At 60.5% G+C, this 16,188-nt stretch carries 15 protein-coding genes and 2 pseudogenes; 12 read left to right on the top strand and 5 right to left on the bottom strand.

Annotation, left to right across the window (positions count from 1 at the left end):
- Genes LDZ28_RS31575 through LDZ28_RS31565 form a run of 3 tightly spaced genes read left to right on the top strand, consistent with a single transcriptional unit; the run spans nucleotide 1 to nucleotide 3,040 of the window.
- Entirely contained in the window at nucleotides 1-957 is a 957-nt protein-coding gene (locus tag LDZ28_RS31575; RefSeq protein WP_244832169.1) for a PstS family phosphate ABC transporter substrate-binding protein, read from the top strand.
- Entirely contained in the window at nucleotides 954-2,012 is a 1,059-nt protein-coding gene (locus LDZ28_RS31570; RefSeq protein WP_244832167.1) for a PstS family phosphate ABC transporter substrate-binding protein, read from the top strand. The genes LDZ28_RS31575 and LDZ28_RS31570 overlap by 4 nt, the downstream gene beginning before the upstream one ends.
- A gap of 29 nt (nucleotides 2,013-2,041) precedes the next feature.
- Nucleotides 2,042-3,040 carry a PstS family phosphate ABC transporter substrate-binding protein gene (locus tag LDZ28_RS31565; RefSeq protein ID WP_244832165.1) on the top strand — a complete coding sequence of 333 codons (999 nt, stop codon included), beginning with the start codon at nucleotides 2,042-2,044 and terminating at the stop codon, nucleotides 3,038-3,040.
- A gap of 19 nt (nucleotides 3,041-3,059) precedes the next feature.
- Here LDZ28_RS31565 and LDZ28_RS31560 read toward each other — a convergent pair whose 3' ends face one another.
- The 3 genes from LDZ28_RS31560 to LDZ28_RS31550 all read right to left on the bottom strand — a co-directional run bounded on the left by LDZ28_RS31560 (nucleotide 3,060) and on the right by LDZ28_RS31550 (nucleotide 5,529).
- The gene (locus LDZ28_RS31560; protein ID WP_244832163.1) at nucleotides 3,060-3,782 is read right to left on the bottom strand and encodes a MipA/OmpV family protein; all 723 of its coding nucleotides are present in this window, start codon (nucleotides 3,780-3,782) and stop codon (nucleotides 3,060-3,062) included.
- A 65-nt stretch (nucleotides 3,783-3,847) separates the two neighbouring features.
- Nucleotides 3,848-4,729: a carboxylesterase gene (locus LDZ28_RS31555; RefSeq protein WP_244832161.1), complete on the bottom strand. Its 882-nt coding sequence runs from the start codon at nucleotides 4,727-4,729 to the stop codon at nucleotides 3,848-3,850.
- A 2-nt stretch (nucleotides 4,730-4,731) separates the two neighbouring features.
- Nucleotides 4,732-5,529: a DUF4118 domain-containing protein gene (locus LDZ28_RS31550; RefSeq protein WP_244832159.1), complete on the bottom strand. Its 798-nt coding sequence runs from the start codon at nucleotides 5,527-5,529 to the stop codon at nucleotides 4,732-4,734.
- 213 nt (nucleotides 5,530-5,742) lie between these two features.
- Here LDZ28_RS31550 and LDZ28_RS31545 point away from each other — a divergent pair, with 213 nt between their 5' ends.
- Both LDZ28_RS31545 and LDZ28_RS31540 read left to right on the top strand, forming a co-directional pair.
- Entirely contained in the window at nucleotides 5,743-7,038 is a 1,296-nt protein-coding gene (locus LDZ28_RS31545; RefSeq protein WP_244832157.1) for an IS256 family transposase, read from the top strand.
- Entirely contained in the window at nucleotides 6,953-8,224 is a 1,272-nt protein-coding gene (locus LDZ28_RS31540; protein ID WP_370652314.1) for an IS256 family transposase, read from the top strand. The genes LDZ28_RS31545 and LDZ28_RS31540 overlap by 86 nt, the downstream gene beginning before the upstream one ends.
- Nucleotides 8,225-8,632: 408 nt before the next feature.
- On the opposite strand, the gene LDZ28_RS31535 is transcribed toward LDZ28_RS31540, so the two are convergent.
- Together LDZ28_RS31535 and LDZ28_RS31530 are read right to left on the bottom strand one after the other, a co-directional pair.
- Entirely contained in the window at nucleotides 8,633-9,667 is a 1,035-nt protein-coding gene (locus tag LDZ28_RS31535; protein WP_244832153.1) for an IS110 family transposase, read from the bottom strand.
- A gap of 704 nt (nucleotides 9,668-10,371) precedes the next feature.
- Nucleotides 10,372-10,584: pseudogene (locus LDZ28_RS31530) on the bottom strand (ATP-binding protein); the annotation flags it as partial.
- Between LDZ28_RS31530 and LDZ28_RS31525 the strand changes: the two are divergent.
- The 7 genes and pseudogenes from LDZ28_RS31525 to LDZ28_RS31500 all read left to right on the top strand — a co-directional run.
- A pseudogene (locus LDZ28_RS31525) lies at nucleotides 10,582-10,842 on the top strand (ATP-binding protein); the annotation flags it as partial. The pseudogenes LDZ28_RS31530 and LDZ28_RS31525 sit on opposite strands and share 3 nt — an antisense overlap.
- 853 nt (nucleotides 10,843-11,695) lie before the next feature.
- Nucleotides 11,696-11,941 (top strand): hypothetical protein, encoded by a 246-nt coding sequence (locus LDZ28_RS31520; protein WP_244832151.1) that lies wholly within the window; start codon nucleotides 11,696-11,698, stop codon nucleotides 11,939-11,941.
- A gap of 27 nt (nucleotides 11,942-11,968) precedes the next feature.
- On the top strand, nucleotides 11,969-13,420 hold the full coding sequence (locus LDZ28_RS31515; protein WP_244832149.1) for an FAD-dependent oxidoreductase: 1,452 nt from the start codon (nucleotides 11,969-11,971) through the stop codon (nucleotides 13,418-13,420).
- Nucleotides 13,421-13,551: 131 nt separating this feature from the next.
- On the top strand, nucleotides 13,552-14,559 hold the full coding sequence (locus LDZ28_RS31510; protein ID WP_244832147.1) for an FAD-dependent oxidoreductase: 1,008 nt from the start codon (nucleotides 13,552-13,554) through the stop codon (nucleotides 14,557-14,559).
- Nucleotides 14,492-14,992 carry an FAD-binding protein gene (locus LDZ28_RS31505; RefSeq protein ID WP_244832145.1) on the top strand — a complete coding sequence of 167 codons (501 nt, stop codon included), beginning with the start codon at nucleotides 14,492-14,494 and terminating at the stop codon, nucleotides 14,990-14,992. Before LDZ28_RS31510 ends, LDZ28_RS31505 begins: the two co-directional genes overlap by 68 nt.
- Nucleotides 14,937-15,521 carry a LysR family transcriptional regulator gene (locus tag LDZ28_RS32965; RefSeq protein ID WP_370652308.1) on the top strand — a complete coding sequence of 195 codons (585 nt, stop codon included), beginning with the start codon at nucleotides 14,937-14,939 and terminating at the stop codon, nucleotides 15,519-15,521. Before LDZ28_RS31505 ends, LDZ28_RS32965 begins: the two co-directional genes overlap by 56 nt.
- Nucleotides 15,463-16,173, top strand: a complete 711-nt coding sequence (locus LDZ28_RS31500) for a LysR substrate-binding domain-containing protein (RefSeq protein WP_370652307.1) — start codon at nucleotides 15,463-15,465, stop codon at nucleotides 16,171-16,173. The genes LDZ28_RS32965 and LDZ28_RS31500 overlap by 59 nt, the downstream gene beginning before the upstream one ends.
- Nucleotides 16,174-16,188: the final 15 nt, after the last annotated feature.

The following is a 16,188-nucleotide window of genomic DNA, read 5'->3' as shown; positions in this document are numbered from 1 at the left end:
ATGAACCGCATTGTGTTTGCGTTCGGCTGCGCCGTGATCGCGCCGCTGACGTGGGCCGACCCGCCCGCATATCTCGTCGATGGCGCCATTCGCACCGCAGGCGCGGAACATGGCGACACCATCGTAGAGGGCTTCGACCGGCTGTATGTCGCGGCTCACCCGGGTGTGCGCTTCGGGCCGCCTGTCAGCGGTACGACAAGCGCGATGCCATGGCTGACCTATGGCCGCGTGCTCTTCGCGCTGATGGGCCGCACGGCGACGCCGCAAGAGCTGGCCGCGTTCGAAGCGGAGAACGGTGTCCCGCCGCTCGAAATCCGTATTGCGCATACGTCCGATAACCCGACCGACGACTTGTCGTATTCGCTCGGCATTTATGTGAATCGCGCGAATCCCATTGGTGCGTTGAGTCCGGAGCAAGTCGCGAAGATACTGTCAGTAGGCAATCCAGGCGGCGACTATTCGCGATGGGGCCAGCTCGGTCTCACCGGCGAATGGGCTGCACGCGCGATTCATCCATACGGAACGCCGGAATATACCGGCATGGGCGTCTACATGCAGTCGATGCAGCTCGGTGGCCGCCCTTTTGCAGCGAATCACGAAGCGCATGGCAGCACGCCCGACATCCTGAAGCGTCTCGCCGATGACCCCGCAGGCATCGCGTTCGCCGCCATCAATCGCAGCAACGCCCAACTCAAGCAGGTCGGCATCCTCGGTGCGGGTGGCGGTGCGGCGCTTGCCGGTACGCGCGACGAAGTCGCTGCCGGCCGCTATCCATACGGCCGCTATGTCTATATGTATGTGCGCAGGGTGAAGGACGAGCCACTCGATCCTGTCGCCGTGAATTACCTGCGAACGGTGTTGTCGCCTGGAGGTCAGGCGGTGATCGAAGCCCAGCCGCGCGGGTATATCGCGTTGAATGCGCAGGAACGTCTCGATGAACTGGAGAAGCTGAAATGAATTCATTCTCTTCAGGCGCGCGGCATGCCGCAGCGCATGTGACCGCGATGACGGCAGTGACCGTCATGCTCGCCGCTTGCGCGACGCCGCATCCGGTATCGTCGCCAGAAGTCGCCGCACTGCCCGCGTGGCAGCCTGCGCCTGTCAGTGTCCCCGCCGGTGCGGGTTACATCACGCCCGCCGGTGCAATTCGCGTAGGTGGCGCGGAACATGTGAAGTACATCGTCGAGCGTTTCGATGCATTGTTTGCGAAGACCCATCCCGGTATCACGTTCGATAACCAGGCGAAGGGCACGACCAGCTCCTTGCCGCTGGTCACGTATGAGGTGATCCTCTTTGGCCCGGTCGGCCGGGGCATCAATCCGGTGGAACAAAAGGCGTATCGCGATGCCAACGGCGGCGAGCCGCTGGAGCTTCGCGTGGCGCATGCATCGAACGATACGTCGCAGCATCTGGCGACATCCCTTGCCGTCTATGTCAACCGCGCGAACCCGGTCGAACGCCTGAGCGAGCAACAGGTCGTGAAGATGCTGTCGATAGGCAACCTCGGCGGCGACTATTCCCGTTGGGGGCAACTTGGCCTCGGCGGCGTGTGGGCACAACGGGCAATCCATCCGTATGGCACGCCGGAACACACGGGCTTCGGCGACTACCTGCAAACGATTCATATCGAGCACCGGCGGCTTGCGCCATCGTCGGAACAATATGGCGATACCGGCTCGATCCTGAAGCGGCTCGAAGCGGACCCGGCGGGCATCGCCGTTGCCGCGATCGGGCGCGAAACCGACAGGATCAGGGCAGTGCCGATCGTTGACGCGAACGGAGCCGCCACGACGGGAACGCCAGCGGAAATCGTCGGCAATGCATACCCTTATGGGCGCTTCCTCTATTTCTATCTGCGACGCGTTCCGGGCCAGCCGCTCGATCCGCTCGCGGTGGAATACATGCGCATGGTGCTTTCGCGCGACGGACAGCAGATCATTGCGTCGCAGGTGAAGGGCTACATGCCGCTCACCGCCGACGAAGCCCGCACTGAACTGGCGAAGCTGAACTGATGCACACAAGGACACGGAACGACTCGACCATGGTCAAACTCAAACAGAGAACGATGGCGCACGCCGCCGCCATCGTTCTGTCGATGAACCTTCTCAATGCACACGCTGCGCACGCGCTGACACCTCCCGCGCAGGCCTCTTACCTGAACGCGAACGGCGCAGTCGCGATCATGGGCGACGACGCCATGCGCGGCATTGTGCAGAACCTCGACGCGTCGTTCGCGCGAGACTATCCATCGTTCCGGTTCGTGCTCGAGACGAAAGGCGCATCGACCGCACTGCCGGCATTGACGGCCGATGTCAGCGCGCTTGCGCCGATCACACGCGACGCGTTCGATGGCGAACGCGCGGGCTTTCGCCAGGTGCACGGACGCGATCCCGTCGTAATACGCGTGGGTTATGTGGTGGAGCGGCCAGCGGTTGTCATCGTGAATCGTCGTAATGCGATCGGTGGCCTGACGATCACGCAACTCATGCAGGTTTTCACGTCGGGCGCTCCGCAAGGCGACATCAACTTCTGGTCGCAACTCGGCGATGCACGCATGCCTGCCGAGTGCCGCGACCGGCGCATTCATCTGTATGGACGTCGCGATGACGGGACGGTCGCCACAACGACGCGTCGCGTGAAATTCGGCAACCATCCGTTCGCGGCGACGTATGAAACCTTCGACAACGCGGACGCCGTAGCGCAGGCGGTCAGCGAGGACGTTTGCGGGATTGGCCTGATAGGCGCGGATGAGCAGGTCAACTGGCCGCAGACGGTACGGCCGCTCGCGTTGGGGACGGAGGCGGGAAAGTACGCGCCGCCGACCATCGATGGCATTGCAAGCGGACGATATCCGCTCGCTTCGCATGCGCAATTCTATGTGTATCGGGCTGAGGGCAGGCCGCTCGAACCCTGGATCAAGGCTTATTTCAGCGAAGCGCTTTCGGATGAGGCGCAGTCCATGATCAGCGTGCAAAAGGGCTTCGCACCGTTGTCCGCCGCCGATCTCAAACGCGAACGCGAACGGCTTGCGGGTATGTGAACGCACTTCGTCACGGGTGCTAGAAGCGGTAGAGCACCGACACCATGCCGTTGAGGTCAAGCCGGCGCTCTGTGATCGGACTGCCGGCGGCGTATCGCTCGAGACGTCCCACAACCGCTGCGACGTTCGCGGACCAGTGCGGACTGATCTTATAAGTTGCATTCACGTTGAAGTGAACATCGCGCAAGCCCGAAGCGGTGTCGTAATGCGGCAATCCCGATGCCGCGCTTTCCTGCGGCGAGATGCCGAACAAGGTACGTGTATAGGTCGCATTCGCCCAGGTGAGGCCGGGGCCCATTGAAAGAAGCAAGTTGCCGACAGGCGCCGATATGAACAGATCGCCCATCGCGGTCAGGCCCTGTCCGGTTCCCGCAATGTCCTGATAGACCGCCGCCGCGCCGGTGAACGCCCACCACGTGTAATCGGCGAAGAGCCGCAGCTTCGGTCCGTAGTGCACATCGGGCAGGCCCCTGAGCCGCGCATCGTCGGAGGACGATCTTGACTGGAAGTCGAAGCTCATCGACATGCCGACATGATAATTCTCGCTTCGCAGCACATTGACACCAAGCACATCCGGACCCTGCGAAAACAAGCGGTCCCGCCACGAAATGTCCTGCACGAGGAAGGGCAGCACCTGAAGCTGCGAGGAACCCGGAAGCTTCGGGAACAGATACACGCCCGGTCCGACCGAGATCTTCCAGTCGCTGTCGGCCGGCGTTTCGTCGGCGTGCGCGAATCCCATCGTGCAACACGCAAGTGCCGCTGCGAGCGCGGTGCAATGGCGACTAATCGATGCGTTGCGGGTCCTCACGCTTTCCCCGCAACGGTCGCCAACTGCCTTAATCGCCGCGCAAGCGCGCGTGAAACGACGGGCGTCGGATTGTTGCTCGACACTGATGCCGCTGCGCTTTCGCGCAGAAAGAGCGCGCACTCCCGGGCGACGACCTCGCGTTCGTTGTCGGATGTGATCATATGGTACGAGTCATCGAGCCAGATGGTGCGAAGAAACGACGCCCCGACGTTCGCCGCGACAAAGCGCGCGTTCTGCGGGCTCGACGTCTCGTCGTCAATCGCGTGAATGATGATGCAATCGGCATTGATGGTTTTCAGCTTCTTGCGCACCGAGCCCGCCAGCCGGCTTGCTTCGTGAAGCGCTGGCAGCGCTATGGATGCAGGCCCGACTTCGCTGATTTCGCCCCTTTGCATCGCCCGCGCGATCTTCGAGCGCAACGCTTCGTTGCGCAGGCCGTAGGGCTCATGCTCGCGATACCGATAGCGCGAGCGCATCGGGGTGTAATAGGCGTAGTCGAGCAGGAATCGATACCAGGGAATAGCCCAGCCGTCGTAATTGAGCGTGATCGACAGCAACAGCAAGGCGCGTGCGGCCGGGCGCTGCTGCGCCACGGCGGCGGCCAGCGTCGCGCCCATGGAGAGTCCGCAGACCGATACGTGCTGGTGCTGCACGGCGAGCGCATCGAATTCGGCAACCGCTGCACTGATCCACTGTTCCATTGGCACGTGTCCCGTGCCCGCACTGTAGCCAGGCAGTTCCGGCGTGTGCGTCACGAACCCTTCTTCGGTCAGAAGGCGTGCAAGAAACCGCAATTCAGACGCGGAACTCGACAGCCCGTGCAGCAGCAGCACTGCGTGATCGTTGCTCCGGGCGGGGAGATTTTGAGGCGCGTTCATGGTCAGTCTTCGGCCCGGAGGATAAGAAAATCGCCGGAGGGCGTGGTGAAGCGTTCGCACATGCATTCGACTGCCCGCCAATCCTCGGCTCCAGACAGAAAACGCATGCGGTGGTGACCCGGCACCAGCCAGTCGCTCACACGGGCAAGATCTTCCTGGTGCACTTGCGAATGCCTGGCGCCGTAGGCAATGCCTGCACGGAACGATGCGTCGTCGGTCGTGCCACCGGGCGTCGAGCTTACCGCCGCCGCCACGAAACTGCTGGGCGGTGCACTTGTTGCGGGATCGAGCGCCTTGATGAGTATGAGCGAACGGGTGTGCTGCGCGATGTGATGCAGCATGCGGTGCATTTCGTCCGTGGCGCGACGCACGAGCAGGCGTTCGTTATCTCCGCGCAGTAGCATTTCATAGCGGGAGTGCGCCACGGCTGCCAGCAGCTCGGCGCGATACTGTGCACGCCTCAGGCGCTCGACCAGCGTAATGAAGACCATGGTAATGAGCGGGTACGAGACCAGCAGCCGGATATCCGACGCGTCGATGATGTCAATGCGTCCGTACGGCGGTACGAACAGATAATCTGCGAGACACAGCCCCGCCAGCATCACGCAGATTGCAGGCGCGAGGCCACAGTAGTACTCGACGAGCACGGCAGTGATAAGAAAGGCGGTCCCGGGCATGATCGGGCCGAGCAGCGGGTGAAGAATCAATCGGACGACGGCTGCGGTACACAGTGCGGCTGCCGCGATCATCCATCGTTTGCGGCCGCGCGGAGCCCATCGTCGAGAATTCCTGACTTCCATTCGATTCTTTTTCCACTACGAGATGACGTTCGCCTTAATAACGGCTTGTGTGCAAAACACTTTAATCACGTGACCCGGTGCGTCTCCAAAATTGCGAGCTAAAGTCGGAACTGGTGTACAGCGGATTTGAGGCGGGAGATTGAAGGCGGTGGAGGTTTCAGCTGAGAATCTGATTGTCGAAGTCGGAAACCAGCAAACAACAAACCATCCACCATGAGCAAGCTTACGGGAAAAGAAGTCGTCGGTCTATCGGAAGTCGGTCTGGGTCTGGGCCTGGACGAGCTGGTACAGCACGGAGCGCGGCAGGTGATCCAGCAGGCAATCGAAGCGGAGTTGTCCACGTTGCTGGAGCGCGAAGTGTTGAGGGCGGCTGGGCCAATTCCGGTAAAGGTTCCGAAGGTTCGAGATCGATCAGGATCGGGTGTGAAATTCAATTCATCGATTGTTCCACCGTACGTGCGCAAGTCGCCGCGCGTGAGCGCCGCGCTGCCGTGGCTGTATCTGAAGGGCATCTCGACGGGCGACATGAGCGAGGCGCTGAGCGTGTTGCTGGGCGAGGATGCAAAGGGGTTATCGGCGAACGTAGTAAGTCGTCTGAAGGCGCAGTGGGCCGATGAGCATGCCAGTTGGAGCCGGCGTGATCTGTCGAAGTCGCGCTACGTGTATTGGTGGGTCGACGGCATTCATACCGGCCTGCGTAGTGAGAACTCGGACGGTCAGTCAGTGCCTGCTTGTGATCATCGGCGTGAGACCGGATGGGCGCAAGGAGCGTGTGGCGATGACGGGTATCGCGAATCGAAGGCGTCGTGGCAGGAGCTGCTGCTCGATCTGAAAGCGCGTGGCCTGCAAGACGGCCCGCTGCTGGCCGTCGGCGATGGCGCGATGGGCTTCTGGGCCGCACTGGAGGAAGTATTTCCTGCAACGCGCGGCCAGCGCTGCTGGTTCCATAAGATGGGCAACGTGCTCAACGCGCTGCCGAAGTCGCAACAGGGGCGCGCCAAGGCGGATTTGCAGGCGATCTGGATGGCCGCGACACGCGCCGATGCGTACGCCGCATTCGATCGTTTCGTAACGGTCTATGCAGCGAAATATCCGAAGGCGACCGAAACGCTGAAGAAGGATCGGGAGAGCCTGTTGGCCTTTTACGACTTCCCGGCCGAGCACTGGCAGCATTTGCGCACCACGAATGCGATTGAGTCGACATTCGCGACCGTGCGCCACCGCACGACTCGCACCCGCAACTGCGTGTCGCGACCAACCTTCCTCGGTCTGGCATTCAAGCTGATCGAGGAAGCCGAGAAAACCTGGCGCCGTATCAACGGCCCCGAACAGATCAAGCTGTTGCTGGAGGGCATTGCCTTCAGGGAGGACCTATCCGTAATTCTGTGGGCGAGGCATATTATGAGAGGTAAAAGTCATGGATATGCCGATGAAGAAGAAACGCACCGTCGCTTCTCAGGCAGCGGCCCGAGGGCCGCTGCCTGCCCTTCCGGAAGGTCTGCTGGATGACCTGGTCAAAGGCCCGATGACGCCCACCGAGGTCCAGGACCTGATGCTGGCGTTCAACAAGGCACTCATCGAGCGCGCGATGGGCGCCGAGATGAAGATGCATCTGGGCTACCTGGCGGGGCAGCCGAAACCCGACGGCCAGGACAACGAACGTAACGGCGCCAGCGGCAAGACGCTCATCACCGATTATGGCCCGCTCAGGGTCGATCTGCCGCGTGATCGTGACGGCGGTTTTGAACCCATCCTGATTCCGAAACACGAGCGCCGTTTTACCGGTTTCGACGAGCGCATCATCGCCATGTACGCGCGCGGCATGAGTGTGCGCGAGATCCAGGCGTTTCTGGCCGAAGCCTATGGCACCGAGGTTTCGCCCGATTTCATCAGCTCGGTCACCGACGAAGTCATGGCTGAAGCGCTCGCCTGGCAAAGCCGTCCGCTTGAGCCGATGTACCCGGTGGTGTTCTTCGACGCGCTGCGTGTGAAGATCCGTGGCGACGGCGTGGTGAGCAACAAGGCGGTGTATCTGGCGCTGGGCATTCAGGCCGACGGCCAGCGCGATGTGCTCGGCCTGTGGATCGAACAGACCGAAGGTGCGAAGTTCTGGCTGAAAGTGTTCAACGAACTGAAGACCCGGGGCTGCCAGGACATCCTGATCGCGGTGGTCGACGGCCTGAAGGGACTGGCTGAGGCAATTGGCACGGCGTACCCGCGCACGGCCGTGCAGACCTGCATCGTGCATCTGATCCGCAACAGTCTGGAGTACGCCAGCTACAAGGACCGCAAGAGCGTGGCCGCAGCGCTGCGGCCGGTCTATGCCGCCGCGAGTGAACAGGCCGCTCAGCAGGCCCTGGAGGCCTTTGCCGAAGGCCCGTGGGGTGCGAAGTATCCGACTATCGTGCAGTCGTGGCGACGGGCGTGGGAGAACGTCACACCGTTCTTCGTGTTTCCGCCGGACATACGCCGTGTCGTCTACACCACAAACGCCATCGAGAGTCTGAACATGCAACTACGCAAGATCATCAAGACACGCGGCCACTTCCCCAATGACGAGGCCGCCATCAAGCTGCTGTGGCTGGCATTGCGCAACGTGCTGGCAAAGTCAGTACGCGCGGCGTTCGACTGGTCGTCCGCGATGAACCAGTTTGCCATCTTGTTTGGAGAGCGTTTTACCAACGCACGCGGGTGACTCCGCTTACCGCCTCGCACACAAAAATGCGGACAGGTTCTTCAGGGACGGCGAACCGGTGCAAGGCGATCAACCGGGTCAGCAGAAACTCGCCGCCTAAAGTCCGAACGCTATCAAGCTGCCCATACACCATGCATGGACGCCCCGGCTTGCCAAGCTCTCGTTCGTAACGTCGGGCAGGTAATGATTGCAGCCATGCATCCGGACTTCGCTATCCGGCCCACGGCCGGCTGTCCCTGATGGAATATGCTGGCCGGACTCTCATCACTCTTGCGTGCTTTCGCGCACATTGGTGTACCCAGAGTTTCCCAGCCACGGTCTAACCTGTCTCGCCATCACGTCATGATCGCCTGAGCAATCGGCTGTAGTCTCCTGCTGGCGGTTGAGCGGTAAGCATGCGGCAGATGGTTACGCGGTCGCTGCAGGCGCGTGGTAATCAGGGTGAAACTCGCGGCCGTGGACCAACAGCGCCCAGACGATCCGCGCATTCTTATTCGCGATCGCGACGGCGGCGACATTCGCGTTCCGCCGCTGCAGCAGGCCACTCAGCCAGCCGCCCTTGCATTCCTTGCGTTTGGCAACCTGCAGCAGCGAGCGCGCGCCGTGGATCAGCAATGTTCGCAGGTAGGTATCACCGCGCTTACTGATTCCAAGCAGCACGTTCTTGCCGCCGCTGGAGTTCTGTCGGGGTACCAGACCGAGCCACGCCGCAAGCTGCCGGGAGTTCCGGAAGCTCTTCGCGTCACCGACAGATGCGACAAGCGCGCTTGCGGTAAGTGGCCCGATGCCCGGGACACGCGCGAGCCGTCGACTCGTGTCGTCACTACGGTGCCAGGCCTGAATCTGCGCCTCGAGCTCCCGGACCTGCCTGTCAAGCTCCTTCAGATGGTCCATGAGGCGCTGGATGAGCAATCGAAACGAGCCTGTTAGTTCGTTTTCCGCATCTTCTATCAGCTCAGGTACCTGACGATTGAGATACCCGATTCCCTTTGGAACAGCGATCCCGAATTCAGCGAGCAGTCCGCGAATCTGGTTGGCCTGCGCCGTTCGTGCCCGGACAAAACCCTGGCGTACGCGATGCAGCGACAACACCGATTGCTGCTCGATGGTCTTAACTGGCACGAAACGCATGTTCGGTCGCGCGACTGCCTCGCAGATTGCTTCGGCATCGGCCGCGTCATTCTTGTTCGTCTTCACGTACGGTTTGACAAACTGGGGTGCGATTAATCTTACTGTGTGACCCATGGCCTGCAGTTTGCGAGCCCAGTAGTGTGCGCTAGCACATGCCTCCATCCCGATCACACAGGCCGGAAGGTTGGCGAAGAACTCCGCAACGTGATTCCGCTTGAGCACTTTCCTCAGAACAGTTCGGCCATGCTCATTTACACCATGGACGGAAAAAACGTTCTTCGCCAGATCGATGCCAACTGTCGTAACCTTCATGATGGACGCTCCCCTCATTCAAGTGGTTGCATTGACACTTCCACTTTGGCACATCGATGCCGTTTCGGGTGGGGGCGTCCATTCCATTACTCTTGACGATAGCTCTAGCTCTGGACCAACGGATATGACGGTTAATGGTGGGCGCGAATCTGGATCGTACATCGAAATGATAAACGCAAAAGACGGTGCAAGCGAATATTTTGTATTGCAATCACAATAGGCTAGGTGCGGACCATTGAGCGATTTTTCGCGCCGAAGTATTACGGCATCACGGTGTTATTTTCCTTGGAGACATGTTGTAGGGTTTAAATTAGACGCACATCTCCGGAAAAATCCGAATGCGAGGTGCACTAGACTAATTCAGAGCGCGTTAGCCGACACGTTAGGTGAGGCAATCACCGACTTCAGGCGGAAGTTCGGCGGGGTTGATACAGGGTGTCGCTCGATGACGGGTAGAGCGAAAGTTATCCGCTATCGCCTGTTCTGGTCACGAGGACTCGGTGCCTGTCCAGGCCTGCGGGGCTAGCTCGGCGAAATCGTAATGATTTCGATGCTGTGCTTCATATGAAGCTGGACTACGCGGCCACATCGGAAGATGTGGAAGCCTCCATGAAAGCACAAGCTGTTTCTGTCAACGGCACTCTGGAATTGATACGGCTTCCACCGGCATCGGCATTTCAGTTTTGATACACCGGTTTGTAGTGTTATTGTGGTGCCGACCGCACTGCGTTAGCGGTGTTCACCTTCGTCGTGGTTAATCTCTTCGCAACCAGTCCGGCTCGCCGCTTGTCGCGTAGTCGATAGCGCTCGCCCTGGATGGCTACCACGTGGGCGTGATGCAACAGCCGGTCTAGCATCGTGGCGGTGAGTGTTGCGTCATCGGCGAATGTCTGGTCCCATTGCCCAAAGGGAAGATTGCGTCCAACCGCAGCTTCGGCGAATGGGGTGAGGTATTCGGCGACACCGTTGTTGCAGCGGCGCTGCTCGACAGGTTGCTGCATCACGCGATCGTCGTCCAGTTTGAGGGTTCGTCGTACCGGCTGCGCGAGCATGCCGATCTCTTGCCTGACCACCTGCGCAACCGACCATCCGTCCTGAACCCGGCAACGATCGAACCTGCGCGCCGACGCCCGGGTCGCCCCCGAAAGAGCTCAACTGATCCATTCAGCGGCTGATCACCGCAAATACAGAGGGTGGGGGAAATTTACTTCGACGATTCTGAGGAAATTGAGTCCGACGTTGACAGCTGCGAAGTCGAAGCCATCCAGGGTCTTGATTGTCGCCGTTGGTGTCATCGAGCTTCGCTCGTGTTTTTTGTCGAAAGATTGAAATCGATATTATCCTGCGTGTTCTACTTGCCAAATTTCGAGACGCACGCTTTATTTCCCCCTTTTTGTTTGCATGAATTTGCTCGCTTGAATATCAAGGGGATCGCCACTAAGCGGTAGTGCACAATCAGCGATTTAAGTAACAGGGATTGGCCAGAAAGAATACGATACTCTCGCTGATCCCATGAAAGTGGTTATATGCGCAGCACTCATGCTTTGTAAAATGATATTTTCTTCCGACCCATATAATTCTCGGCATCCCTCACTTTCGATGCACGTCATCCTGCTGCGCATGAGTTATCGGTGGCTTGCACTCACCGACTTGGACTCTAACTCCGGCTTTGACGGCAAATGCAGATACTTTCAGTTGTAGACAAATTCACGACGTCGCAACGCCTGACGTTTGCGCAGGCAAGGCGCCCAAATCTCGCGTGTGTCGCCGAGCCATGAAGAAAACCATATAGCGCAGAAAGATTATTCATTGGTATGGGCATAGCGCTTGCCGCATACTCAATCATACACACGGTCCCAAGCCGTCGAGAAAGATCGGAGACATGCGTTAAGGCCAGGAAGTAAAGGCTTGAGGCGAAAGCCGCTGCTCATCGCAAAGGCTGCGAGCGGATGCGTGATCATGCATCTTATAGCAGCCATCCGAGCTTTTGAAACGCCCAACGGGGGCCTCTTTTGCTTCGGAGCTCAAGTGAACCAACCCGATTACAGGCCGCCTTCGTATCCAGTCGTTCAGTTCCTCGTGGGTAAGGGAACTGCGCTTGCGGTAATCGTCGCACTGTGCACGTTCTTGCTCATGGCGTACGCAGGTTACGCAACCACGACGCTTTGGCTTTACCCCGCGTCGATCGTCGGCGCGGCAGGGGTTTTCATCATTTTGATGAGCTACGTCGAGGTTTTGAAAATTATCGCCGATACGTTGTTGCCTAAATACTAGGCTCGGATGCGGCCTCCAGAGGATGTCATGACACAGGAGTCGACTTGCGACGTGCTTGTCGTGGGAGCGGGGATCGCAGGGCTCGTTGCGGCCAACAAGGTTGCTGAGGGCGGTCTCACGGTCACGGTACTGGAAAAGAGCACGGACGCGGCCTATCTGTGCAACAGCCGATACACCGGTGGTCTTTTCCACATCGCGATGGACGACATGACGGGTGACCCCGCCTGGACGCGCTCCAACCTGATGCGAGTGACCCGCAACACGGCGGACTCCGCCCTCGCGAATGCGCTCACGCAGAATGCCCGCCGAACTCTGGCGTGGTTGTCGGCCCAAGGGGTTCGCCTAATCAAGGCGGGTCCTGACGGTCTGCGACGCAACTCGCTCGCGCCGCCGGGCATGCGCCGCACAGGCCTTAACTGGCGAGGACGTTCCGGCGACGTACTGCTTCGCACACTCGGCCAACGGCTGCTCGAGAAGGGCGGGCAACTCATCCGGGGAGCACAGGCTGAATGTCTCCACATGGAAGCGGGGCGATGCGTAGGCGCCGAATGGTCGAACACTGCGTTCGAGCGAAGTGTCGTCCGCGCCAAGTATGTCGTGATTGCCGACGGCGGATTCCAGGCCAATCTCGATCTGCTTCGGCGATTCGTCTCGGCGGCCCCGGAGCGCCTTCTGCAACGCAATGCTCTCTCCGGGGCGGGTGCTGGACTTCTCATGGCAGAAGCAGTTGGCGCGAAGCTGGTCGGGACCGATCGCTTTTACGGGCACGTCCACGACCGTCAGGCGATGACGAACCCGGGGCTGTGGCCCTATCCAGTCGTTGATGCCCTGGCGACGGCGGGAATGGTAGTCGACAAGCGCGGACGTCGATTCTGCGACGAAGGTCTTGGAGGTGTTTTTATCGCGAACGCAATCGCAGGACTGGATGACCCGCTGAGTTCCGTCGTCGTATTCGACGATGCCGCTTGGAACGGTCCCGGCCGCGACTGGATTTTGCCGGCGAATCCCAATCTTTTGACTGCGGGCGGGAATCTGATCTCCGCGGATTCGATCGAGGCGCTTGCGCGTGCGCTGAGTATTGAGCCTCGACATCTCGTTCAATCGGTGGAGGCATTCAACACAATGTGCAATACGGGGAATCCTGGCGACCAACCGCCGCGCACGACTGCGGTGTACAAGCCCTGGCCATTGCGCGTCCCGCCGTTTCACGCGATCGAGTTGTGTGCGGGCATCACCTACACTGTGGGCGGCATCGCGACCGACGCGCAAGCCCGCGTTCTGGACAGGTCGTATCACCCGATACCAGGGCTCTACGCTGCCGGTGCCTGCACCGGGGGACTCGAAGGACAAGGCGGCGCGGCGGGCTATTCCGGCGGCCTCTCCAAATCGAGCGTGTTCGGCATGCTCGCCGGCGAGTCGATTCTCAGGTCTTCGTCAGAGTCAGTCGAGGCGCGACCTCGGTTTTCCAAGATCGATTGAACGAAGCGACTACGGTCTCGCGCGACGCTTTTTGCATTCGAGTCGGACATGGCCCTACTGGGCGAAATTGTCCGTAAGCCGGTTCAACCTTTAGATAGCCTCAACTCCATCAACGAAGAGGAAACGCTTTGATGCACTCGGAATCTGGTGTTCGCGGCCTGCGCCGCCACGTCGCCGACGTGATTGTCGTGGGCGGAGGCGGGTCCGGACTTGCGGCGGCATCTGCGGCAGCCAGCGCGGGGGCGAAGACCATCGTTTTGGAGAAGAACACCCATCTCGGCGGCACGACGCGCTTGTCCGTCGGGTCGATCACCGCTTCGGGGACCCGCTTCCAGAAAAGCAAAGGCATTCACGACACGCCGGACGAGCATTTCAGCGACATGTCGCTGTTCCTGACTCCCGAGCTTGCAGTAAAGGAAAACCTGGAACTGCGCCGCGTGCTCGTCGACCATATTCCAGAGACGCCGGAGTGGCTCATCGGCATCGGTCTGAGTTTCTACGGCCCGATGCCCGAGCCTCCGCATCAAAAGCCTCGTATGCATAACGTGCTGCCGAACTCGCGGGCGTATCCGTACTATTTGTCGCGCGAGTGCCGGCGCCTCGGCGTCGACATTCAAGCGGGCGTGCGCGCTCAGTCGCTGATCGTCGATAACGGCGAAGTGGTCGGCCTGGTTGCATCCAATGCCTCCGGACCCGTGGAATACTTCGCGCGGAGCGGCGTCGTCCTGGCGAGCGGCGACTTCAGCGCAAGCTTCGCGCTCAAGGCGCAGAACCTGCCGCACGTGGCGCACGTGGACGCCGTCAATCCGGCGAGCACGGGCGACGGACATGCGATTGCCGCGAGCGTCGGCGCGTGGATTCGCAATCCCGATGTGATGTGGGGACCCAGCATGCGGTTCAAGGCCCCGGCGCAGGAGACGCTGCTTAAGAGGCTGCCGCCACACCGCGCCCCTGACCGTGCCGATGGCCTTCGCGCTGGCCTATTTGCCGCTAGCGATGTTCAGACCGTTCATTACCCGGTTCATGACCTCGTCGCTGGCGCCGGAGCCGGCTTTGTTCAGGGCGGGCGCGATGCTGGTCAACCGCAACGGCGCGCGCTTCGGCGACGAGCTCGACAAGCCGGAGCTGAAGGTCCTTAGTCAGCCGGACAAGGAAGCATTCATCGTCTTCGACGAGCGCGTGGCAGCACTGTTCTCGCGCTGGCCGAACTTCGTTTCGACTGCGCCCGGCATCGCTTACGCGTACCTTGAGGATTACGAGCGCACCCGGCAGGACCTGTATCACGAAGCTTCATCCCTGGACGGGCTTGCGGCGAAGATCGGGGTGCCGAAGGCCGGACTGAACGCAGCCGCCGATGAGTTCAACGCTGGCCTCGCGTTGGCAGGCTCCGCAAACGATGCAAGGCAGCCGATTCGAAAGGGGCCGTTCTATGCGCTCGGACCGGTTCAAAGCTGGATCGTCTTCACCGAGGGCGGCCTGGCGGTCTCGCGGGAGCATCAGGTCGTGAACGGAGAGAATGTCCCTGTGCCTGGACTCTATGCCGCCGGGTCGGCGGGGCAGGGCGGCTGTTGATTTGCACCGGAAACTGACCCACTGGGGGTCAGTTTTGCGCGCGCATCAACAGGGCGGCGTCATCCTCGCGGGACACGGTCACCACATCGGCTGGGCCATGGTGTCAGGACGCCGCGCGGGCGACTTTGCCGCACTCCGGGCCGCGTCTCGTCGCCGAGCACCGCAATGTCACGCTGACGTTCATCAGACGTCTTACACCGTGGATTGGACCGACCGTCTTCGCCTGAGAAACCTGCAGATGCTGCTGAGCCTCGCGCGAAGCAGCAACATGAGCCATTCGGCTGAAGAGCTTCATACGACCCAGCCCAATCTATCCAAATGGCTCAAGGAACTGGAGGAAGACGTCGGCTTGCCGTTATTCGAGCGACGCGCACGCGGCATTCGGCCGACATCCTTATGGCGAAGCGCTCATCGAACACGCGCGCGGACTCGTCGCCCACTTCGAAAAGGCTCGCGACGATCTCGCGGCGATGCGGAAGAACGGCGCGGGACTCGTCGCGATGGGCGTAGCCGGAGCGTCTTCCGTTGATACGGTCATTTCCCTTGCGATTCTGAATCTGAAGCGGGCGATTCCGGCTGCCCACGTTCGAATCGAAGAGAACGAACTAGCAACATTGCAGGCCAAGCTGAGCGCCGGAGAACTCGATATCGTCGTGGCCCGAAGCGACATAGTGTTCCAGAATCCTGAAATTCACGCCGAGTCGCTGTATGTGGAACGTGTTCACGTCGTGGCGAGACGCGGCCATCCTCTTGCCTCCGAGCGGCAGCCGAGCTGGGAGCAGCTTTGCTGCTACGGGTGGGCGTTGTGGGCCAAGGGCACGCCGGTCCGAACAGCCTTCGACCTTTCGCTCATGGAGTCGGGGAAACGGCTGCCCAGTCATTTTATCGAGTCGAATTCGGCCTCTCTGAATGCCTCTATCCTTACCGGCAGTGACTTGCTCGGTATTGCAGCCCGCCGGCCAGCGCTCCGGCTCGAGAAGATGAACATCCTCGCCATCCTGGACTATCCGCTTTCGGTGAGCGGTGCCGTAACCGTCTATTGGCGGGAAAATTCGCGGACCCGCAACACCGTGCGAATCGCGCTCGACGGATTGCGCAAGGCAGTACGCGGCACATCGACGGGTGAAGATTCGTCAGTTCCAGCCGGCGCACTCGCGCCTGATCGTGTGGTCCAGAAGTGAACCTGCCGCCGGCCT

The organism is Caballeronia sp. TF1N1 (assembly GCF_022878925.1).
GTDB lineage: Bacteria > Pseudomonadota > Gammaproteobacteria > Burkholderiales > Burkholderiaceae > Caballeronia.
The sequence above is the reverse complement of the archived record's forward strand: the minus strand, read 5'-3'. Positions and strand labels throughout refer to the sequence as shown.